Genomic DNA, 22,080 nt, shown 5'->3' with positions numbered 1-22,080 from the left:
TTATTTCTATATCTAGCGAAGACCTGCGGACGAGCAAAACCTCTGGAGATCTATTTATAAGGAAACGTTGGTTGGAAATTGACCTAGAGGCTTGCTTTCTCTAGAATCCCCGGTCTCTTAAAACGGGGGCCATTCCGGCCCGTTGTGGACGAACCAGGTAACACGACAATGAAACGTACTTTCCAACCAAGCACTATCAAACGCGCTCGTACCCACGGTTTCCGTGCTCGCATGGCTACCAAGAACGGTCGTGCCGTCCTGTCGCGTCGTCGCGCCAAAGGTCGTGCGCGTCTGGCAGTTTGATAATCCGGCACTGGAGGTGAGTCAGGACTTCAGTCGGGATAAGCGTCTGCTTACTCCCCGGCATTTCAAGGCAGTCTTTGACTCCCCTACCGGCAAGGTTCCGGGGAAAAATCTCCTGCTCCTTGCGCGCAATAACGATCTTGATCACCCCCGTCTCGGGCTGGTTATCGGGAAAAAGAGCGTAAAGCTCTCCGTCGAGCGCAATCGCCTCAAACGTCTGATGCGCGAATCGTTTCGCCTGAACCAGGATTCGCTGGTCGGTTGGGACATTGTTATCGTCGCGCGCAAAGGTTTGGGTGACGTAGAAAACCCCGAATTGATTCAGCATTTCGGCAAACTCTGGAAGCGTCTGGCACGCAGCAAGCCGGTACCAGCAGTCAAAACCGAAACTGTAGGGGTAGACAGTCCCGATGCGTAAACTGGCACTCGTTCCGATCCAGTTTTATCGCTATGCCATTAGTCCCCTGATGGCCAACCACTGTCGTTTCTACCCCAGTTGTTCCTGCTACGCGTTAGAAGCCATAGAAAATCATGGCCTTCTGCGCGGTGGCTGGCTGACCTTTCGTCGTTTAGGTCGCTGTCATCCGTGGAATTCCGGTGGTTATGACCCGGTTCCACCTATCCCTACCTCCCGTTCTTCTTCGATGGCCGAGTAATCATGGATATCAAACGCACGATCCTGATCGTCGCCCTGGCAATCGTGTCCTACGTTATGGTTCTTAAATGGAACCAGGACTATGGCCAGGCTGCCCTGCCGACTCAGAATGTTGCTTCCAGCACTACCGCACCGGGCCTACCGGATACGGCGACTGGCAATAATGCTTCCGCCAGTGACGACATCCCGCGCGCCGCAAGCGATACCAGTGCAACTGCACCTGCTGAAACGCCAGTGGCTGCCAGCAAAGACCTCATCCAGATCAAAACGGATGTGCTCAACCTGGCTATCGATCCACAAGGTGGCGATGTTGCCCAGTTGACTCTGCCGCTGTATCCACGTCGCCAGGACCATCCGGAAATTCCATTCCAGCTGTTCGATAACGGCAACGAGCGGACTTATCTGGCTCAGAGCGGCCTGATCGGCACCAATGGCCCGGACGCAAGTCCTGCCGGTCGTCCGGTTTACTCCTCCGAGAAGAAGACTTATCAACTGGCTGACGGTCAGGACCAATTGGTCGTGGACTTGAAGTTCAGCAAGGACGGCGTCAACTACATCAAGCGTTTCACCCTGAAACGTGGCCTGTATGACGTAACCGTTTCCTACCTGATCGACAACCAGAGCGCTCAGCCCTGGTCCGGTGCAATGTTCGCGCAGTTGAAGCGCGACGCCAGTTCCGATCCTTCTTCCAGCACTGCCACCGGCACCGCGACTTACCTGGGCGCCGCCCTGTGGACAAGTAACGAGCCGTACAAGAAAGTGTCGATGAAGGACATGGACAAGGCTCAGCTGAAAGAAACCGTCAGCGGTGGTTGGGTTGCCTGGTTGCAGCACTACTTCGTGACCGCGTGGATTCCGGTCAAGGGCGAAAACAACGTCGTCCAGACCCGTAAAGACAGCAAAGGCAACTACATCATCGGCTACACCGGTCCTTCTCTGACCGCTGCGCCAGGTGCCAAGGTTGAAACCAGCGCCGTTCTGTACGCTGGTCCAAAAAGCCAGGCTGTGCTGAAACAGTTGTCCCCAGGCCTGGAACTGACCGTCGACTACGGCATTCTGTGGTTCATTGCCCAGCCAATCTTCTGGTTGCTGCAACATATCCACGCACTGGTTGGTAACTGGGGCTTCTCGATTATCTTCCTGACCATGCTGATCAAGGGGATTTTCTTCCCGCTGTCGGCCGCCAGCTACAAATCCATGGCACGCATGCGTGCAGTGGCACCGAAACTGGCTGCGCTGAAAGAGCAACATGGCGAAGACCGGCAGAAAATGTCGCAAGCCATGATGGAGCTGTACAAGAAAGAGAAGATCAATCCACTGGGTGGCTGCTTGCCAATCCTGGTGCAGATGCCGGTTTTCCTTTCGCTGTACTGGGTTCTGCTGGAAAGCGTGGAAATGCGCCAGGCGCCATTCATGCTGTGGATTACTGATCTGTCGATCAAGGATCCGTTCTTCATTCTGCCGATCATCATGGGTGCAACCATGTTCATCCAGCAGCAGTTGAACCCGACGCCTCCGGATCCGATGCAGGCCAAGGTGATGAAGCTGATGCCAATCATCTTCACCTTCTTCTTCCTGTGGTTCCCGGCCGGTCTGGTACTGTACTGGGTAGTGAACAACTGCCTGTCGATCGCCCAACAGTGGTACATCACGCGTAAGATCGAAGCAGCTACCAAAGCAACTGCCTGATTTACACTGTGGATAACCACTCAAAACGCCCCCTAGTGGGGCGTTTTGCTATCTGTCACTTTTGTCTGGATACCGGTTTATGAGCGTTCCTCGTGAAACCATCGCAGCCGTCGCCACCGCCCAGGGGCGCGGCGGTGTAGGCATCGTCCGTATTTCCGGGCCGCTGGCGAGTGTGGCGGCCAAAGCCATCAGCGGCCGCGAACTGAAACCGCGGTTCGCCCATTACGGCCCGTTCCTCAGTGAAAACGAAGAGGTGCTGGACGAAGGCATCGCGCTGTATTTCCCGGGACCGAATTCGTTCACCGGCGAAGATGTGCTGGAGCTGCAGGGCCACGGCGGTCCAATCGTCCTGGATATGTTGCTCAAACGCTGCCTCGAACTGGGCTGCCGTCTGGCTCGGCCGGGTGAATTCAGCGAACGCGCCTTCCTCAATGACAAACTCGACCTGGCTCAGGCCGAAGCCATCGCCGACTTGATCGAGGCGAGTTCTGCACAGGCTGCACGAAATGCCCTGCGTTCGTTGCAAGGTGCGTTTTCCCAACGTGTGCATAACCTTACCGAGCAATTGATAGGCCTGCGCATTTACGTCGAAGCGGCCATTGATTTCCCTGAAGAAGAAATCGACTTCCTCGCCGATGGCCATGTGCTGAGCATGCTGGACAAAGTACGCGACGAATTATCCACAGTGCTTCGGGAAGCCGGGCAGGGGGCCTTGCTGCGTGACGGCATGACGGTAGTCATTGCCGGCCGGCCGAATGCCGGCAAGTCCAGCCTTCTGAATGCCCTGGCCGGACGTGAAGCCGCGATCGTGACCGAGATCGCCGGCACGACCCGGGACATTCTTCGCGAACATATCCACATCGATGGCATGCCGTTGCACGTGGTCGACACCGCCGGTCTGCGGGATACCGATGATCAGGTGGAAAAAATCGGCGTCGAACGGGCATTGAAAGCCATCGGCGAAGCGGATCGGGTATTGCTGGTGGTCGATGCCACCGCTCCTGAGGCCCTTGATCCGTTTGCCTTGTGGCCTGAATTCCTCGAAACCCGCCCGGATCCGGCAAAAGTGACGTTGATTCGTAACAAGGCAGACCTGACGGGCGAAGCGATCGCCCTGGAAGTCAGCGACGATGGTCACGTCACTATCAGCCTCAGTGCCAGGTCCGCTGGCGAAGGCCTGGAATTGCTGCGTGATCATCTCAAGGCATGCATGGGTTACGAGCAGACCTCTGAAAGCAGCTTCAGTGCTCGCAGGCGTCACCTGGAGGCACTGCGCCATGCGAGTGCTTCCCTTGAGCACGGCCGTGCACAGCTGACACTAGCGGGTGCTGGTGAACTGCTGGCCGAAGATTTGCGGCAAGCCCAGCAGTCTTTGGGCGAAATCACCGGCGCATTCAGCTCCGATGATCTGCTGGGCAGAATCTTTTCCAGCTTCTGCATCGGTAAATAGCCCTCTGCATTACCCACAGGCAGGCCGTTCTGGCCTGTCTGCTCCTCTTCTTCTGAAATAGCCCTCCGTTCTCGAGCAGATTTTTCTGTTCGGACGGATTTTCCGCGCCCGGGATTTGCTCGGTCAGCCCTTTTCTGTGGATTAAGCCCTGTGAATAACTGCCGCTAAGGGCAGTTGATAACAAGGCCTCAAAACTGAAGATAACCGCCTCTGTGGATAACCATCCCTTTCATCCACAGGCTTACACCGGTTATCCAAGGGCCTCATTGGCACATGACCACAGGGTTTTGAATCTCTGTACACATTGAAAATAAAGGCTTTCATAAATCTATCCACAGAAAGGTGGGTCAGTAGAAATAAACATAAAAACAAAGATTTAATAAATTTCTCTCTTTTTAATTTCTATAACCCCGACTTCTCCACAGCTGGTTAAATTTTGTGCAAAGGGTTCTTTAGGAAGGGCGAAGTCCCTATACTTGCCGACCAGGTCCAAGAACCTGAGCTCAAACTATTCCGGATTACCTGACTAAAGCAGGCACGAGGTGCGTGGTGGATTTCCCTTCCCGTTTTGAAGTGATCGTCATCGGCGGCGGTCATGCCGGTACCGAGGCAGCACTTGCATCAGCACGTATGGGGGCAAAAACCCTGTTGCTGACGCATAACGTGGAAACCCTCGGTGCCATGAGCTGCAACCCCGCCATTGGTGGGATCGGCAAAAGCCATCTGGTCAAGGAAATCGATGCCCTGGGCGGCGCGATGGCCATGGCTACCGATAAAGGTGGTATTCAATTTCGCGTATTGAATAGCCGCAAAGGCCCGGCCGTGCGTGCCACTCGCGCCCAGGCAGATCGGGTTCTGTACAAGGCAGCTGTCCGCGAAGCGTTGGAAAACCAGCCGAACCTGTGGATATTTCAACAGGCAGCCGACGACCTGATCGTCGAACAGGAACAGGTCCGCGGTGTTGTCACCCAAATGGGCCTGAGGTTCTTCGCCGATTCCGTGGTTTTGACCACCGGGACCTTCCTTGGCGGACTTATCCACATTGGCATGCAGAATTACTCCGGCGGTCGCGCCGGTGATCCGCCGTCGATTGCTTTGGCACGTCGTCTGCGTGAATTACCGTTGCGTGTCGGTCGCCTGAAAACCGGTACACCACCGCGTATCGACGGTCGCTCTGTGGATTTCTCGGTGATGACCGAGCAAGCAGGGGATACACCGATTCCGGTGATGTCGTTCATGGGCTCCAAAGAACAGCACCCGAAACAGGTCAGCTGCTGGATCACCCACACCAACGCCCGGACCCACGAAATCATTGCTGCCAACCTCGACCGTTCGCCGATGTATTCCGATGCCGGGTTGATCGAAGGCATTGGCCCACGTTATTGCCCGTCGATCGAAGACAAGATCCACCGCTTTGCCGACAAGGAAAGCCACCAGGTCTTCATCGAACCGGAAGGGTTGACCACTCACGAGTTGTACCCGAACGGGATATCCACCTCCTTGCCGTTCGACGTGCAACTGCAGATCGTGCAATCGATCCGTGGCATGGAAAACGCGCACATCGTGCGTCCGGGCTACGCCATCGAATACGACTACTTCGACCCGCGTGACCTGAAGTACAGCCTGGAAACCAAAGTGATCGCCGGTCTGTTCTTCGCCGGGCAGATCAACGGCACCACCGGTTACGAAGAAGCCGGCGCCCAGGGTTTGCTGGCCGGAGCCAACGCCGCACTGCGAGCCCAGGGCAAAGACGCCTGGTGCCCGCGTCGCGACGAAGCCTATATCGGTGTTTTGGTTGACGACCTGATTACCCTCGGTACCCAGGAACCGTATCGGATGTTCACATCCCGCGCCGAATACCGCTTGATTCTGCGCGAAGACAACGCCGACCTGCGCCTGACCGAAAAAGGTCGCGAACTGGGTCTGGTGGATGACGCGCGTTGGGCGGCTTTCTGCAAGAAACGCGAAAGCATCGACCTGGAAGAGCAACGCCTGAAAAGTACCTGGGTTCGCCCGGGCACCGAGCAGGGCGATGCGATTGCCGAGAAGTTCGGTACGCCGCTGACCCACGAATACAATTTGCTCAACCTGCTGAGCCGTCCGGAAATCGACTACGCTGGTCTGATCGCCGTGACTGGCGGGGGCGCAGAAGATCCACAGGTCGCCGAACAGGTTGAAATCAAGACCAAATACGCCGGTTATATCGACCGTCAACAGGATGAAATCGCACGCCTGCGGGCCAGCGAAGACACCAAACTGCCTGTGGATATCGATTACACGAACATCTCCGGTCTCTCCAAAGAGATCCAGAGCAAGCTCGGTGCGACCCGTCCAGAGACTTTGGGCCAGGCGTCGCGTATTCCGGGCGTGACCCCGGCGGCGATTTCGCTGTTGATGATTCATTTGAAAAAACGCGGCGCGGGCCGTCAGTTGGAGCAAAGCGCTTGAGTTCGTTGGTTACCTCGCAACATGCAGAAGAGTTATCCACAGGTGCTCGCCAGCTCGGTGTCACACTGACGGAAGCCCAGCACGCTCAGCTGCTGGGCTATCTGGCCTTGTTGATCAAATGGAACAAGGCTTACAACCTGACCGCCGTGCGCGATCCGGACGAAATGGTCTCCCGTCACCTGCTCGATAGTCTGAGTGTGATGTCGTTCGTCGAAAACGGTCGCTGGCTGGACGTTGGCAGCGGCGGCGGCATGCCGGGCATTCCGTTGGCGATCCTGTTTCCAGAGTCCCAGGTGACCTGTCTGGACAGCAACGGCAAGAAAACCCGCTTCCTGACCCAGGTAAAACTCGAACTCAAACTGGATAACCTGCAAGTTATCCACAGTCGCGTCGAAGCGTTCCAGCCTGAACTGCCATTCAACGGGATCATTTCCCGGGCGTTCAGCAGCATGGAAAACTTCAGCAACTGGACTCGCCATTTGGGCGACGCCGATACACGCTGGCTGGCAATGAAGGGCGTTCATCCCGCCGATGAGCTGGTAGCATTGCCGGCAGACTTCCACCTCGATAGCGAACACGCCCTGGCCGTACCCGGTTGCCAAGGCCAACGCCATCTGCTGATACTGCGCCGCACGGCATGATTGGGAACACAAGCAAGAATGGCTAAGGTATTCGCGATAGCGAACCAAAAGGGTGGTGTGGGCAAGACCACCACCTGCATCAACCTCGCAGCTTCCCTGGTCGCTACCAAGCGTCGGGTGCTGTTGATCGATCTTGATCCACAGGGCAACGCCACCATGGGTAGCGGTGTGGATAAACACGGCCTGGAAAACTCGGTCTACGATCTGCTGATCGGTGAATGCGATCTGGCCCAGGCCATGCACTATTCCGAACACGGTGGTTACCAGTTGTTGCCGGCCAACCGCGATCTGACCGCGGCGGAAGTCGTTCTGCTGGAAATGCAGATGAAGGAAAGCCGTCTGCGCAGTGCGTTGGCGCCGATCCGTGAAAACTACGATTACATTTTGATCGACTGCCCGCCTTCGCTGTCGATGCTCACGCTCAATGCGCTGGTTGCCGCCGACGGGGTCATTATCCCCATGCAGTGCGAGTACTTCGCGCTCGAAGGGTTGAGCGACCTTGTGGATAACATCAAGCGCATTGCCGAACTGCTGAACCCGAACCTGAAAGTCGAAGGCCTGTTGCGGACCATGTATGACCCGCGCCTGAGCCTGATGAACGACGTCTCGGCGCAGCTCAAGGAACACTTTGGCGATCAGCTCTATGACACAGTGATTCCGCGCAACATCCGTCTGGCCGAAGCACCAAGCTATGGCATGCCGGCGTTGGCGTACGACAAATCATCGCGCGGCGCGATCGCCTATCTGGCATTGGCCGGCGAGATGGTTCGCCGTCAGCGCAAAAATTCACGCACCGCCGCTGCCCAGGCAACTTAAGGAATCCCCATGGCCGTCAAGAAACGAGGTCTCGGACGTGGACTGGATGCACTGCTGAGTGGTCCGACTGTCAGCTCGCTGGAAGAACAAGCGGTGCAAGCCGACCAGCGTGAGCTGCAACACCTGCCCCTGGACCTGATCCAGCGTGGCAAGTACCAGCCGCGTCGGGACATGGATCCTCAGGCGCTGGAAGAGCTGGCGCAGTCGATCAAGGCCCAGGGCGTGATGCAACCAATCGTGGTTCGCCCGATCGGCAGTGGCCGCTTCGAAATCATCGCCGGCGAACGCCGCTGGCGTGCCAGCCAGCAGGCTGGCCAGGAAACCATTCCGGCGATGGTTCGCGATGTGCCGGATGAAACCGCCATCGCCATGGCGCTGATCGAGAACATCCAGCGCGAAGACCTCAATCCGATCGAAGAAGCGGTGGCCTTGCAGCGCTTGCAGCAGGAATTCCAGTTGACTCAGCAACAAGTGGCCGAGGCTGTGGGTAAGTCCCGCGTCACCGTGGCCAACCTGTTGCGCCTGATTTCGTTGCCGGAAGTCATCAAGACCATGCTGTCTCACGGCGACCTGGAAATGGGTCATGCCCGTGCCTTGCTGGGTTTACCGGAAAACCAACAGGTTGAAGGGGCGCGACATGTTGTCGCACGGGGGCTGACTGTGCGCCAGACTGAAGCACTGGTTCGCCAGTGGTTGAGTGGCAAACCGGAGCCTGTGGAACCGGTAAAACCGGATCCGGATATCGCCCGGCTCGAGCAGCGCCTGGCCGAGCGCCTAGGCTCTGCGGTGCAGATCCGCCACGGAAAGAAGGGTAAGGGTCAGTTGGTGATCGGCTACAACTCTCTTGATGAACTTCAAGGTGTGCTCGCACACATCCGCTGAAACAATTCCTCTTGTAGCGTGAAGTCGGAAATCACTACCTGACAGTTGAATAGGGGCAGAACCGCCCCTATACTCTGCGCGCATTTTGTCGGCACAAATTATGCCAAGTTATTGAACTACGGCAGCCGACCATTGGGGAGCAAAAGTGATGGAAAACCGCACGCCAGACCGCTTGCCGTTCCATCGACTGGCTGTTTTTCCGGTGTTAATGGCTCAACTTGTCGTTTTGCTGATTGCCGCTTTGGCGCTCTGGCAATGGCATGGAGTCGTTGCCGGGTACTCAGGACTTTGCGGAGGCCTGATAGCCTTGCTTCCCAATATTTATTTTGCACACAGGGCATTTCGGTTTTCCGGCGCCCGAGCAGCTCAAGCCATCGTTCGGTCTTTTTATGCCGGCGAGGCGGGCAAACTGATTTTGACGGCAGTGCTGTTTGCATTGACGTTTGCAGGTGTGAAGCCATTGGCGCCGTTAGCAGTATTCGGCGTCTTCGTGTTGACCCAACTGGTCAGCTGGTTCGCTCCCCTGCTTATGAGAACAAGACTTTCGAGACCTTAGGGCGTTTGAGGCAACCATGGCAGAAACAACCGCTTCGGGCTATATCCAGCACCACTTGCAGAACCTGACCTTTGGTCAGCTACCCAACGGCGGCTGGGGCTTTGCCCACACCGCAGCAGAAGCCAAAGAAATGGGCTTCTGGGCTTTCCACGTCGATACCCTCGGCTGGTCGGTCGCGTTGGGTCTGATCTTCGTTCTTCTTTTCCGCATGGCGGCAAAGAAGGCGACTTCCGGTCAGCCTGGTGCTTTGCAGAACTTCGTTGAAGTATTGGTCGAATTCGTCGATGGCAGCGTGAAAGACAGCTTCCATGGCCGTAGCCCGGTGGTTGCACCGCTGGCACTGACCATCTTCGTCTGGGTCTTCCTGATGAACGCCGTCGACCTGGTACCGGTCGACTGGATTCCTCAACTGGCCATCCTGATCTCCGGCGACCACCACATTCCGTTCCGCGCCGTGTCGACGACCGACCCGAACGCGACCCTGGGCATGGCGTTCTCGGTTTTCGCACTGATCATCTTCTACAGCATCAAGATCAAGGGCATCGGCGGCTTTGTCGGCGAACTGACCCTGCACCCGTTCGGCAGCAAGAACATCTTCGTTCAGGCGCTGCTGATTCCGGTGAACTTCCTGCTGGAGTTCGTCACCCTGATCGCCAAGCCGATCTCCCTGGCTCTGCGTCTGTTTGGCAACATGTATGCCGGTGAGCTGGTGTTCATTCTGATCGCTGTGATGTTCGGCAGCGGTCTGCTCTGGCTGAGCGGCCTGGGCGTAGTTCTGCAGTGGGCGTGGGCTGTGTTCCACATCCTGATCATCACCCTGCAGGCGTTCATCTTCATGATGCTGACCATCGTCTACCTGTCGATGGCGCACGAAGAAAACCATTAAGACCAGTCTCGACTAGTCTGATGTCCTTCCCGGTCAAACGGGAAGGGGCTCTTTACGGGGCCTCTGAAACGATTTGTTTTACCGCTTTAATCTAAAAAACCTAAACCATACGACGTAAAAGTCGGGAGGAAAGATGGAAACTGTAGTTGGTCTAACCGCTATCGCTGTTGCACTGTTGATCGGCCTGGGCGCACTGGGTACCGCAATTGGTTTCGGCCTGCTGGGCGGCAAGTTCCTGGAAGGCGCAGCGCGTCAGCCAGAAATGGTTCCAATGCTGCAAGTTAAAATGTTCATCGTTGCCGGTCTGCTCGACGCCGTAACCATGATCGGTGTTGGTATCGCTCTGTTCTTCACCTTTGCGAACCCGTTCGTTGGTCAAATCGCTGGCTAATTACTCGGATCTTCCGGGTAATTTGGTGTGATGGACAACGTAACTGCGAGGTGTTGGCGTGAACATTAATGCGACCCTGATTGGCCAGTCCGTTGCGTTCCTGATTTTTGTACTGTTTTGCATGAAGTTCGTATGGCCTCCGGTCATCGCGGCACTGCACGAACGTCAAAAGAAGATCGCTGATGGTCTGGACGCTGCCAGCCGAGCAGCTCGCGACCTGGAGTTGGCCCAAGAGAAAGCGGGTCAGCAACTGCGCGAAGCGAAAGCTCAAGCAGCTGAAATCATCGAGCAAGCCAAGAAACGCGGTAGCCAGATTGTCGACGAAGCCCGTGAACAGGCTCGCGTCGAAGCTGACCGTGTGAAGGCTCAGGCTCAGGCCGAGATCGAACAGGAACTGAATAGCGTCAAAGACGCGCTGCGCGCCCAAGTGGGTAGCCTGGCCGTTGGCGGTGCTTCGAAGATCCTGGGTGCCACAATCGATCAAAACGCGCACGCAGAGCTGGTTAACCAACTGGCTGCTGAAATCTAAGCGAGGGCGATCATGGCAGAACTGACCACGTTGGCCCGACCTTACGCTAAGGCGGCCTTCGAGCACGCTCAGGCCCACCAGCAACTGGCCAATTGGTCAGCCATGCTCGGCCTGGCAGCAGCGGTGTCGGAAGACGACACCATGCAGCGCGTGCTCAAGGCCCCGCGACTGACGAGCGCAGAAAAGGCCGCCACGTTCATTGACGTGTGCGGCGACAAGTTCGATGCCAAGGCACAGAATTTCATCCACGTTGTAGCCGAAAACGAGCGCCTCCTGCTTCTGCCGGAGATCGCCGCTCTGTTCGACCTGTACAAGGCCGAGCAAGAGAAATCGGTAGACGTAGAAGTGACCAGTGCTTTTGCATTGAACCAAGAACAGCAAGACAAACTCGCCAAGGTTCTCAGTGCACGACTCAACCGGGAAGTGCGCCTGCAAGTCGAGGAAGACAAATCCCTTATTGGGGGTGTTGTCATCCGCGCCGGCGACCTGGTTATCGATGGCTCGATTCGCGGCAAAATCGCGAAACTTGCCGAAGCATTGAAATCTTGAGTTTGAAGGGGCAGCAGAGCAATGCAGCAACTCAATCCTTCCGAAATAAGTGAAATTATCAAGGGCCGCATCGACAAGCTCGATGTGACCTCCCAAGCCCGTAACGAAGGCACTGTCGTCAGCGTATCTGACGGTATCGTGCGGATTCACGGTCTGGCCGACGTTATGTCCGGCGAGATGATCGAGTTTCCGGGCGGCGTCTACGGTATGGCCCTCAACCTGGAGCAAGACTCCGTAGGTGCCGTTATTTTGGGCGCATACCAGTCTCTGGCTGAAGGCATGAGCGCCAAGTGCACTGGCCGTATCCTGGAAGTTCCGGTTGGTAAGGAACTGCTGGGTCGCGTAGTCGACGCACTGGGTAACCCGGTTGACGGCAAAGGTCCGCTGAACAACACCCAGACCGATGCGGTCGAGAAAGTTGCTCCAGGCGTGATCTGGCGTAAGTCTGTAGACCAGCCTGTACAGACTGGCTACAAAGCTGTCGATGCCATGATCCCTGTCGGCCGTGGCCAGCGTGAGCTGATCATCGGTGACCGTCAGATCGGTAAAACCGCTCTGGCGATCGATGCGATCATCAACCAGAAAGACAGCGGCATTTTCTGCGTCTACGTAGCTATCGGTCAGAAGCAATCGACCATCGCCAACGTGGTTCGCAAGCTGGAAGAAAACGGCGCACTGAAAAACACGATCATCGTGGCTGCCAGTGCTTCGGAATCTCCTGCGCTGCAATACCTGGCACCGTACGCCGGTTGCACCATGGGTGAGTTCTTCCGCGACCGCGGTGAAGACGCGCTGATCGTTTATGACGATCTGTCCAAGCAAGCAGTGGCTTATCGCCAGATTTCCCTGCTGCTGCGCCGTCCGCCAGGCCGTGAAGCCTACCCAGGCGACGTGTTCTATCTCCACTCCCGTCTGCTGGAGCGCGCATCCCGCGTTTCGGAAGAGTACGTAGAGAAGTTCACCAACGGCGCAGTGACCGGCAAAACCGGTTCCCTGACCGCACTGCCGATCATCGAAACCCAGGCTGGCGACGTTTCCGCGTTCGTTCCGACCAACGTGATTTCCATCACCGACGGTCAGATCTTCCTGGAATCGGCGATGTTCAACTCGGGCATCCGTCCAGCAGTGAACGCCGGTGTTTCGGTATCCCGTGTGGGTGGTGCCGCTCAGACCAAGATCATCAAGAAGCTGTCCGGTGGTATCCGTACCGCTCTGGCTCAGTACCGTGAACTGGCGGCATTCGCCCAGTTCGCTTCTGACCTGGACGAAGCGACCCGTAAGCAACTTGAGCATGGTCAGCGCGTTACCGAGCTGATGAAGCAGAAGCAATACGCGCCAATGTCGATCGCCGACATGTCGCTGTCGCTGTATGCCGCTGAGCGTGGGTTCCTGGCTGACGTCGAAATCACCAAAGTCGGCAGCTTCGAGCAAGCGCTGATTGCTTACTTCAACCGCGATCACGCCGACCTCATGGCGAAGATCAACGTGAAGGGTGACTTCAATGACGAAATCGATGGCGGCCTGAAAGCCGGTATCGAGAAGTTCAAGGCCACCCAAACCTGGTAAGCCGCAGCGGGAGTCGCAAGGCTCCCGCTTGCTAACCTGATAGGTGTTACATGGCAGGCGCAAAAGAGATTCGCAGTAAGATTGCGAGCATCAAAAGCACGCAAAAGATTACCAGCGCCATGGAAAAAGTGGCGGTCAGCAAAATGCGCAGGGCACAAATGCGCATGGCTGCTAGCCGTCCTTATGCGGAGCGCATCCGCCAGGTTATTGGCCATCTGGCCAACGCTAACCCGGAATATCGCCACCCGTTCATGATCGACCGTGAAGTAAAGCGCGTCGGTTATGTCGTAGTGAGCAGTGACCGTGGTCTGTGTGGTGGCTTGAACACCAACCTGTTCAAGGCTTTGGTCAAGGACATGGCGGTAAACCGCGAAAACGGCGTCGAGATCGATCTGTGTGTAGTTGGTAGCAAGGGTGCGGCTTTCTTCCGTAACTTCGGCGGTAACGTCGTTGCAGCTATCAGCCACCTGGGTGAAGAGCCGTCGATCAATGACCTGATCGGCAGCGTCAAGGTGATGCTGGATGCCTACCTGGACGGCCGTATTGACCGCCTGTCCGTGGTGTCCAACAAGTTCATCAACACCATGACACAACAGCCAACCGTGGAGCAGTTGATTCCATTGGTGGCAACCCCGGATCAAGAACTCAAGCACCACTGGGATTATCTGTACGAACCGGACGCCAAAGAGCTGCTTGACGGCTTGATGGTCCGTTACGTGGAGTCGCAGGTCTACCAGGCGGTGGTCGAGAACAACGCAGCTGAACAAGCTGCGCGGATGATCGCGATGAAGAACGCTACCGACAACGCCGGTGATTTGATCAGCGATTTGCAGCTGGTCTACAACAAGGCGCGTCAGGCTGCGATCACCCAAGAGATCTCGGAAATCGTCGGCGGCGCTGCCGCGGTTTAACGGTTCAAATATTCAGAGGATCCAGCTATGAGTAGCGGACGTATCGTTCAAATCATCGGCGCCGTTATCGACGTGGAATTTCCACGCGACAGCGTACCGAGCATCTACAACGCGCTGAAAGTACAAGGCGCGGAAACTACCCTGGAAGTCCAGCAGCAGCTGGGCGACGGCGTAGTTCGTACCATTGCGATGGGTTCCACCGAAGGCTTGAAGCGCGGTCTGGACGTTGTCGACACCGGCGCTGCCATCTCCGTACCGGTCGGTAAAGCGACCCTGGGCCGGATCATGGACGTTCTGGGCAACCCGATTGACGAAGCTGGTCCAATCGACACCGAAGAGCGCTGGGGTATTCACCGCGCTGCTCCATCCTTCGCAGAACAAGCGGGCGGCAACGACCTGCTGGAAACCGGTATCAAGGTTATCGACCTGGTTTGCCCGTTCGCCAAGGGCGGTAAAGTCGGTCTGTTCGGTGGTGCCGGTGTAGGCAAGACCGTAAACATGATGGAACTGATCCGTAACATCGCCATCGAGCACAGCGGTTATTCCGTGTTCGCCGGTGTGGGTGAGCGTACTCGTGAGGGTAACGACTTCTACCACGAGATGAAGGACTCCAACGTTCTGGACAAAGTGGCACTGGTTTACGGTCAGATGAACGAGCCGCCGGGAAACCGTCTGCGCGTAGCCCTGACCGGCCTGACCATGGCCGAGAAGTTCCGTGACGAAGGTAACGACGTTCTGCTGTTCGTCGACAACATCTATCGTTACACCCTGGCCGGTACTGAAGTATCCGCACTGCTGGGCCGTATGCCTTCGGCAGTAGGTTACCAGCCGACCCTGGCTGAAGAGATGGGCGTGCTGCAAGAGCGCATCACTTCGACCAAGCAAGGTTCGATTACTTCGATCCAGGCGGTATACGTACCAGCGGACGACTTGACTGACCCGTCGCCAGCGACCACCTTCGCCCACTTGGACGCCACAGTCGTTCTGTCCCGTGACATCGCTTCCCTGGGTATCTACCCAGCGGTAGACCCACTGGACTCGACTTCGCGTCAGCTGGACCCGAACGTGATCGGCAACGACCACTACGAAACCGCTCGCGGTGTTCAGTACGTGCTGCAGCGTTACAAAGAACTGAAGGACATCATTGCGATCCTGGGTATGGACGAGCTGTCGGAAGCCGACAAGCAGTTGGTAAACCGTGCTCGTAAGATCCAGCGTTTCTTGTCGCAGCCGTTCTTCGTGGCTGAAGTCTTCACCGGTGCTTCGGGTAAATACGTTTCCCTGAAAGACACCATTGCTGGCTTCAAAGGCATCCTCAACGGTGACTACGACCACCTGCCAGAACAAGCGTTCTACATGGTCGGCGGCATCGAAGAAGCGATCGAGAAAGCCAAGAAACTGTAATCCCGGCGCCCGGCAACGGGCGCTAATTTAGGTTGAGGCAATCAGATGGCTATGACAGTCCATTGCGATATCGTCAGCGCGGAAGGGGAAATCTTCTCCGGCCTGGTCGAGATGGTGGTTGCGCACGGTGCACTGGGTGATCTTGGTATCGCCCTGGGTCACGCGCCGCTGATCACCAATCTCAAGCCGGGCCCGATCCGCCTGATCAAGCAGGGCGGGGAAGAGGAGGTGTATTACATCTCCGGTGGTTTCCTCGAGGTTCAGCCGAACATGGTCAAGGTTCTCGCCGACACCGTGCAACGCGCTGCCGACCTGGACGAAGCCTCCGCTCTGGAAGCCGTCAAGGCTGCCGAGAAGGCTCTGCACGACAAAGGCGGAGAGTTCGACTACGGTGCTGCTGCCGCACGTCTGGCCGAGGCTGCAGCTCAGCTGCGCACCGTCCAGCAGATCCGCAAGAAGTTCGGCCACTAATAGGCCATCGACTTATTGCGCGATTGATTAAAAAGGGTAGCCTCGGCTACCCTTTTTTCTTTTCCGATTTTCATCACCTGGTCGCAGTTGCTGACCACCCAGGATTGGTTGCCAGTCATGTCCCTTGAAATCGTTATCCTCGCTGCCGGCCAAGGCACGCGCATGCGCTCGGCTTTGCCGAAAGTCCTGCATCCGATTGCCGGTAATTCAATGCTTGGCCATGTTATCCACAGCGCCCGGCAACTTGATCCACAGCGCATCCACGTGGTGATCGGCCATGGTGCCGAAGCGGTGCGCGAGCGTCTGGCCGCCGATGACCTGAATTTCGTCCTGCAGGACCAACAGCTGGGTACCGGTCATGCGGTGGCCCAGGCGGTGCCGTTCATCGAGTCCGATACCGTGCTGATTCTCTACGGTGACGTGCCGTTGATCGAAGTCGAGACCCTGCAACGTCTGCTCAAGCAGGCTGCACCGCAGCAATTGGGTCTGCTGACTGTCGAGTTGGATGACCCGACTGGCTACGGCCGCATTGTTCGTGATGCCGCCGGCAAAGTGACTGCCATCGTCGAGCAGAAAGATGCCAACGCGGTTGAGCGTGCGATCACCGAAGGCAATACCGGCATTTTGGCGGTGCCTTCCCAGCGTTTGGGCGATTGGCTGGGCCGCCTCTCCAACAACAATGCCCAGGGCGAGTACTACCTGACCGACGTGATTGCCATGGCGGTCAGTGATGGTCTGGTGGTGGCCACCGAACAACCCCATGACGCCATGGAAGTGCAGGGCGCCAACGATCGCAAACAACTGGCCGAGCTGGAGCGTCATTATCAACTGCGCGCCGCTCGTCGTTTGATGGCTCAAGGCGTAACCCTGCGCGACCCGACACGTTTCGATGTGCGCGGTGAGGTTACCGTTGGTCGCGATATCCTGATCGACATCAATGTGATTCTCGAAGGCAAAGTGGTCATCGAGGACGACGTGGTGATCGGCCCGAACTGCGTGATCAAGGACAGCACCCTGCGCAAAGGCGTGGTGATCAAGGCTAACAGTCATATCGAAGGCGCGATTCTCGGCGAAGGCAGCGATGCCGGCCCATTCGCTCGTTTGCGTCCCGGCACAGTGCTGGAAGCCCGCGCGCATGTGGGTAACTTCGTTGAACTGAAGAACGCTCACATGGGCGAAGGCGCCAAGGCCGGTCACTTGACGTATCTGGGCGATGCCGAGATCGGTGCGCGCACCAACATCGGCGCCGGCACCATCACCTGCAACTACGACGGTGCCAACAAGTGGAAAACCGTGCTGGGTGAAGATGTGTTCATCGGTTCCAACAACTCGTTGGTGGCGCCTGTGGATATCTCCTCCGGTGCGACCACGGCGGCCGGTTCGACCATTACCCAGAATGTGGATAACGCTCAGTTGGCCGTAGGCCGGGCTCGACAGAAGAACATCGACGGCTGGAAGCGGCCTGAGAAGATCAAGAAGAGTTAAGTTATCCACAGATCAAAAGATCGCAGCCTTCGCCAGCGCCTACAGGGAATTCGTGTTCACTCTGTAGGAGCTGCCGAAGGCTGCGATCTTTTTTGAGTTATCCACACATCTTTTTTTCTGATGCTGGCTTGACGAAGTTTCGCCGATAGGTTTTGATTGCTTACGTTATCTTTCGAATCGAAACTTACCAAGTCATGTCGAAGCGCAACACACCCCAACGCCGCCACAATATCCTCACCTTGCTCAATGAGCAGGGTGAAGTCAGTGTGGACGAACTGGCCAAACGCTTCGAAACCTCGGAAGTTACGATTCGCAAGGATCTGGCGGCGCTCGAAAGCAACGGTCTGTTGCTGCGTCGTTATGGCGGGGCGGTCACCATGCCGCAGGAACTGGTTGCCGACATCGGCCAACCGGTTTCCAAATACAAGCAAGCCATTGCCCGCGTCGCCGTCACGCGGATTCGCGAGCATGCGCGCATCATCATCGACAGTGGCAGTACCACCGCCGCGATGATCCCGGAACTCGGCCAGCAACCGGGCCTGGTGGTGATGACCAACTCCCTGCATGTCGCCAACGCGTTGACTGAACTCGAGCACGAACCGGTGCTGTTGATGACCGGTGGTACCTGGGATCCGCATTCCGAATCCTTCCAGGGTCAGGTGGCCGAGCAAGTACTACGCTCATATGACTTCGATCAGCTATTTATCGGTGCCGATGGCATCGATCTGGTGCGCGGGACCACCACCTTCAATGAGTTGCTGGGCCTGAGCCGTGTCATGGCCGAGGTCGCCCGCGAAGTGATCGTGATGGTCGAGGCCGACAAGATCGGCCGCAAGATTCCCAATCTGGAGCTGCCATGGAGCAGCGTCCATACCCTCATTACCGATGATCGCCTGCCGCTTGAGGCCCGCGATCAGATTCAGGCCCGCGGCATCAATGTGATTTGCGCCGCTGTCAGTCAGGAGAAATAGCATGTGTGGAATTGTCGGCGCAGTCGCAGAACGGAACATTACCGCCATCCTGCTCGAAGGCCTCAAGCGTCTGGAATATCGTGGTTATGACAGTGCCGGCGTGGCGGTGTACACCAACGATGAAAAACTCTTGCGCCTGCGTCGGCCGGGCAAGGTCAGCGAACTGGAACAGGCGCTGATCGAAGAGCCTCTGGTCGGTCGCCTGGGCATTGCCCACACCCGCTGGGCGACTCACGGTGCGCCGTGCGAACGCAACGCTCACCCGCATTTTTCGGGCGATCTTGCGGTGGTGCATAACGGCATCATCGAGAACCACGAAGCCCTGCGCGAGCAACTCAAGGCCCTGGGCCACGTGTTCACCTCGGACACGGACACTGAAGTCATCGCCCATCTGCTCAACGAAAAACTCAAAGAGCAGCCTGACCTGACCGCGGCCCTGAAAGCGACCGTCAAAGAGCTGCACGGCGCATACGGTCTGGCAGTGATCAGCGCTCAGCAACCGGATCGCCTGGTAGCAGCCCGCAGCGGCAGCCCATTGGTAATCGGTCTGGGCCTGGGTGAAAACTTTCTTGCCTCCGACCAGTTGGCCCTGCGGCAGGTCACTGACCGCTTCATGTACCTGGAAGAAGGCGATATCGCCGAAATTCGCCGCGACAGCGTGCAGATCTGGGACATCAACGGCGCGCTCGTCGAGCGTGAAAGCGTTCAGTACCGTGATGGTGCCGAAGCCGCTGACAAAGGTGAGTTCCGGCATTACATGCTCAAGGAAATTCACGAGCAACCGGCCGTTGTGCAACGCACCCTTGAAGGTCGCCTGAGTCAGAATCAGGTGCTGGTGCAGGCGTTTGGTCCACAAGCGGCCGAGCTGTTCGCCAAGGTGCGCAATGTACAGATCGTCGCCTGCGGCACCAGCTATCACGCCGGTATGGTTGCCCGTTACTGGCTCGAAGAGCTGGCTGGCATCCCGTGCCAGGTCGAAGTAGCCAGCGAATTCCGCTACCGCAAGGTGGTGGTGCAGCCCGACACCCTGTTCGTGAGCATCTCCCAGTCAGGCGAAACCGCCGACACGTTGGCCGCGCTGCGCAATGCCAAGGAACTGGGCTTCCTTTCCAGCCTGGCAATCTGCAACGTCGGCATCAGCTCCCTGGTGCGTGAATCGGACCTGACGCTGCTGACCCAGGCCGGTCGCGAAATCGGCGTGGCCTCGACCAAAGCCTTCACCACTCAATTGGTGGGCCTGCTGTTGCTGACCCTGGCCCTGGGCCAGGTTCGCGGCACATTGGCTGCAGGCGTCGAAGCCACACTGGTGGAAGAACTGCGTCGCCTGCCGACCCGTCTGGGCGAAGCTCTGGCCATGGACAGCACCGTGGAGAAAATCGCCGAGCTGTTCGCCGAGAAGAACCACACGCTGTTCCTCGGTCGCGGTGCGCAATTCCCGGTGGCGATGGAAGGGGCGCTCAAGCTCAAGGAAATCTCCTACATCCACGCCGAAGCCTACCCGGCGGGCGAGCTGAAACATGGCCCACTGGCGCTTGTGGATAACGACATGCCAGTGGTCACCGTGGCGCCGAACAACGAGTTGCTGGAGAAGTTGAAGTCCAACCTCCAGGAAGTCCGCGCTCGCGGCGGTGAACTGATCGTCTTTGCCGACGAACAGGCCGGCATGACCAACGGTGAAGGCACTCATGTTGTGCACATGCCGCATATCCACGACATCCTGTCGCCGATTCTCTACACCATTCCGTTGCAACTGCTCTCGTACTACGTCGCGGTGTTGAAAGGCACTGACGTTGACCAGCCACGGAACCTGGCGAAGTCGGTGACGGTGGAATAAGTTATTCACAAGCAATGAAAATGAAAAGACCGCAGTGCTGGCTGCGGTCTTTTTTTGTCTGGAAAAAGGTCAGCTATTTCAAGTCCACCAATACCGCACAAGATGAAAGAAGATAGGCGCCGCAAAACACACTGAATCCAGTCGATCCAGCATCCCGCCGTGGCCTTCGATCATATGCCCCCAATCCTTCACGCCCCGATCACGCTTGATCGCCGACATCACGATGCCACCGGCAAACCCCAGCAGATTGATCAACAACGCAATCAAGAATGACTGCCACGGGTTGAACGGCGTGGTCCACCATAAGGCAGCACCAATCAGCGAGGACAGCAGAACTCCGCCGACAAAGCCTTCGACGGTTTTCGACGGTGACAGATTGGGCGCGATTTTATGTTTGCCGAACAACTTGCCGCATACGTACTGCAGCACGTCCGACAGCTGCACCACGATCACCAGATACGCGATCAGTAGCAGGTTGCGGCCTTCATAGCCGACGATGTCCAGAGTCAGCAGGGCGGGCACGAACGATACGCAGAACACCGCGATCATCAAGCCCCATTGCACTTTCGACGCCCGCTCGAGAAAGTGCGTGCTGTCGCCGCCCAGAGACGCAAGGATCGGCAGTAGCAAAAACACGTACACCGGAATGAAGATCGAGAACAGTCCGTACCAATCGGAATAGATCAGCAGGTATTGCAGCGGCAATGCCAGGTAAAACGCTGCCACCAGCGCCGGATAGTCGCTGCGTCGGGTGGGCGTGAGGGTGAGGAATTCGCGTAGCGCATAAAACGATACCGCGTAAAACAGCAGGATCACCGCGCCGGTGCCCAGCCAAAACGCGACGCCGATCACTACCACCATCACCCACCAGGCATTGATGCGGGCATTGAGGTTTTCGACCACCGCGTTGGCCGTGCCCCGGGTGCGGAGTTTGAGGATCAGGCCAATCAGGGAGGCCAGAACCAGGATCATACCGATCCCGCCGAACAGCATCAGGGTTTGTTTATCCATGTCAGGAGTGCTCCGGGGCGAGGGCCAGCAGTGCTTCGCGGCTGCGTGAAAGGAACTGCTCTTTGCTCTCGCCTTCAGTCAGTTGCAGGGGCGCACCGAAACTGGTGGTACACAGCAGCGGCAGTGGCACCACCCGGCCCTTGGGCATGACCCGGTTGAGGTTGGCGATCCACACTGGAATCACCTGCGCCTGTGGGTAACTTTTTGCCAAGTGATACAGGCCGCTTTTGAACGGCAACAAACCCTCTTCCAGATTGCGCGTGCCTTCAGGGAAGATGATCAACGAATCACCCTTCTCCAGGGCGTCGATCATGGGTTGCAACGGGTTATCCACAGGGTTCTTGCGCTCGCGGTCGATCAGCACGCCGTTGAACACTCGACTGATGATGTAACGGCGTAAGGCGCTCTTGTTCCAGTAGTCGCTGCCGGCCACCGGTCGTGTAAGTTTGCGCAGGGAGGAAGGAAGCGAGGCCCACAGCAGCACGAAGTCGCCGTGGCTGCTGTGGTTGGCAAAATAAATGCGTTGCACGGGTTCCGGCGCGCACCCCATCCACAGGCTGCGGGCGCCAGTAACGGTTCGGGCCATAGAGGTGATGAGGATGGCGATCACAGGTTCGAACATAACGATTTCC

At 57.2% G+C, this 22,080-nt stretch carries 23 protein-coding genes; 21 read left to right on the top strand and 2 right to left on the bottom strand.

Annotation, left to right across the window (positions count from 1 at the left end; genetic code table 11):
• Positions 1-168: 168 nt before the first annotated feature.
• From rpmH to glmS, 21 genes are all read left to right on the top strand, one after another.
• Positions 169-303: a 50S ribosomal protein L34 gene (gene rpmH / locus AC30D7_RS02080; protein WP_003213577.1), complete on the top strand. Its 135-nt coding sequence runs from the start codon at positions 169-171 to the stop codon at positions 301-303.
• Positions 304-319: 16 nt separating this feature from the next.
• Positions 320-721, top strand: coding sequence for a ribonuclease P protein component (gene rnpA, locus AC30D7_RS02075; RefSeq protein ID WP_490132843.1), 402 nt, complete (start codon positions 320-322; stop codon positions 719-721).
• Positions 714-959 (top strand): membrane protein insertion efficiency factor YidD, encoded by a 246-nt coding sequence (gene yidD / locus AC30D7_RS02070; protein WP_236186757.1) that lies wholly within the window; start codon positions 714-716, stop codon positions 957-959. Before rnpA ends, yidD begins: the two co-directional genes overlap by 8 nt.
• A 2-nt stretch (positions 960-961) precedes the next feature.
• Complete coding sequence (gene yidC, locus AC30D7_RS02065) at positions 962-2,647, top strand: membrane protein insertase YidC (RefSeq protein WP_490132827.1); 1,686 nt, start codon at positions 962-964, stop codon at positions 2,645-2,647.
• A gap of 79 nt (positions 2,648-2,726) precedes the next feature.
• Entirely contained in the window at positions 2,727-4,097 is a 1,371-nt protein-coding gene (gene mnmE, locus AC30D7_RS02060) for a tRNA uridine-5-carboxymethylaminomethyl(34) synthesis GTPase MnmE (protein WP_490132826.1), read from the top strand.
• 549 nt (positions 4,098-4,646) lie between these two features.
• Positions 4,647-6,545, top strand: coding sequence for a tRNA uridine-5-carboxymethylaminomethyl(34) synthesis enzyme MnmG (gene mnmG, locus AC30D7_RS02055; protein ID WP_018927325.1), 1,899 nt, complete (start codon positions 4,647-4,649; stop codon positions 6,543-6,545).
• On the top strand, positions 6,542-7,186 hold the full coding sequence (gene rsmG, locus AC30D7_RS02050) for a 16S rRNA (guanine(527)-N(7))-methyltransferase RsmG (RefSeq protein ID WP_007934329.1): 645 nt from the start codon (positions 6,542-6,544) through the stop codon (positions 7,184-7,186). Before mnmG ends, rsmG begins: the two co-directional genes overlap by 4 nt.
• An 18-nt stretch (positions 7,187-7,204) precedes the next feature.
• Positions 7,205-8,002: a ParA family protein gene (locus AC30D7_RS02045; RefSeq protein WP_007934331.1), complete on the top strand. Its 798-nt coding sequence runs from the start codon at positions 7,205-7,207 to the stop codon at positions 8,000-8,002.
• Positions 8,003-8,011: 9 nt separating this feature from the next.
• On the top strand, positions 8,012-8,884 hold the full coding sequence (locus AC30D7_RS02040; RefSeq protein ID WP_490132825.1) for a ParB/RepB/Spo0J family partition protein: 873 nt from the start codon (positions 8,012-8,014) through the stop codon (positions 8,882-8,884).
• 148 nt (positions 8,885-9,032) lie between these two features.
• The gene (locus tag AC30D7_RS02035; protein WP_490132824.1) at positions 9,033-9,440 is read left to right on the top strand and encodes a F0F1 ATP synthase subunit I; all 408 of its coding nucleotides are present in this window, start codon (positions 9,033-9,035) and stop codon (positions 9,438-9,440) included.
• A gap of 16 nt (positions 9,441-9,456) precedes the next feature.
• A complete protein-coding gene (gene atpB, locus AC30D7_RS02030) occupies positions 9,457-10,326 on the top strand; it encodes a F0F1 ATP synthase subunit A (protein WP_490132823.1) in 870 nt (289 codons plus the stop codon).
• A gap of 133 nt (positions 10,327-10,459) precedes the next feature.
• Positions 10,460-10,717 carry a F0F1 ATP synthase subunit C gene (atpE, locus tag AC30D7_RS02025; RefSeq protein ID WP_003097235.1) on the top strand — a complete coding sequence of 86 codons (258 nt, stop codon included), beginning with the start codon at positions 10,460-10,462 and terminating at the stop codon, positions 10,715-10,717.
• Between the two features lie 58 nt (positions 10,718-10,775).
• The gene (locus AC30D7_RS02020) at positions 10,776-11,246 is read left to right on the top strand and encodes a F0F1 ATP synthase subunit B (protein WP_490132822.1); all 471 of its coding nucleotides are present in this window, start codon (positions 10,776-10,778) and stop codon (positions 11,244-11,246) included.
• Between the two features lie 12 nt (positions 11,247-11,258).
• Positions 11,259-11,795 carry a F0F1 ATP synthase subunit delta gene (locus AC30D7_RS02015; RefSeq protein WP_490132821.1) on the top strand — a complete coding sequence of 179 codons (537 nt, stop codon included), beginning with the start codon at positions 11,259-11,261 and terminating at the stop codon, positions 11,793-11,795.
• A gap of 21 nt (positions 11,796-11,816) precedes the next feature.
• Positions 11,817-13,361, top strand: coding sequence for a F0F1 ATP synthase subunit alpha (gene atpA, locus AC30D7_RS02010; RefSeq protein ID WP_490132820.1), 1,545 nt, complete (start codon positions 11,817-11,819; stop codon positions 13,359-13,361).
• Between the two features lie 50 nt (positions 13,362-13,411).
• Positions 13,412-14,272 (top strand): F0F1 ATP synthase subunit gamma, encoded by an 861-nt coding sequence (gene atpG / locus AC30D7_RS02005; protein ID WP_490132819.1) that lies wholly within the window; start codon positions 13,412-13,414, stop codon positions 14,270-14,272.
• A 27-nt stretch (positions 14,273-14,299) separates the two neighbouring features.
• Positions 14,300-15,676 carry a F0F1 ATP synthase subunit beta gene (atpD, locus tag AC30D7_RS02000; protein ID WP_490132818.1) on the top strand — a complete coding sequence of 459 codons (1,377 nt, stop codon included), beginning with the start codon at positions 14,300-14,302 and terminating at the stop codon, positions 15,674-15,676.
• Positions 15,677-15,721: 45 nt separating this feature from the next.
• Positions 15,722-16,147, top strand: coding sequence for a F0F1 ATP synthase subunit epsilon (locus AC30D7_RS01995; protein WP_205891182.1), 426 nt, complete (start codon positions 15,722-15,724; stop codon positions 16,145-16,147).
• Positions 16,148-16,264: 117 nt separating this feature from the next.
• Positions 16,265-17,632 carry a bifunctional UDP-N-acetylglucosamine diphosphorylase/glucosamine-1-phosphate N-acetyltransferase GlmU gene (glmU, locus tag AC30D7_RS01990; protein ID WP_019580347.1) on the top strand — a complete coding sequence of 456 codons (1,368 nt, stop codon included), beginning with the start codon at positions 16,265-16,267 and terminating at the stop codon, positions 17,630-17,632.
• Between the two features lie 194 nt (positions 17,633-17,826).
• On the top strand, positions 17,827-18,603 hold the full coding sequence (locus tag AC30D7_RS01985; protein WP_490132817.1) for a DeoR/GlpR family DNA-binding transcription regulator: 777 nt from the start codon (positions 17,827-17,829) through the stop codon (positions 18,601-18,603).
• A 1-nt stretch (position 18,604) separates the two neighbouring features.
• Positions 18,605-20,437 carry a glutamine--fructose-6-phosphate transaminase (isomerizing) gene (glmS, locus tag AC30D7_RS01980; protein ID WP_490132816.1) on the top strand — a complete coding sequence of 611 codons (1,833 nt, stop codon included), beginning with the start codon at positions 18,605-18,607 and terminating at the stop codon, positions 20,435-20,437.
• A 78-nt stretch (positions 20,438-20,515) separates the two neighbouring features.
• Here glmS and AC30D7_RS01975 read toward each other — a convergent pair whose 3' ends face one another.
• Together AC30D7_RS01975 and AC30D7_RS01970 are read right to left on the bottom strand one after the other, a co-directional pair.
• Positions 20,516-21,448: a phosphatidate cytidylyltransferase gene (locus AC30D7_RS01975; RefSeq protein WP_490132815.1), complete on the bottom strand. Its 933-nt coding sequence runs from the start codon at positions 21,446-21,448 to the stop codon at positions 20,516-20,518.
• Position 21,449: 1 nt separating this feature from the next.
• Positions 21,450-22,070, bottom strand: coding sequence for a lysophospholipid acyltransferase family protein (locus AC30D7_RS01970; RefSeq protein ID WP_490132814.1), 621 nt, complete (start codon positions 22,068-22,070; stop codon positions 21,450-21,452).
• Positions 22,071-22,080 lie beyond the last annotated feature (10 nt).

It is taken from the genome of Pseudomonas sp. DF5 (genome assembly GCF_058148225.1).
Note: the sequence above shows the minus strand (reverse complement) of the source record. Positions and strands in the feature narration are given on the sequence as shown.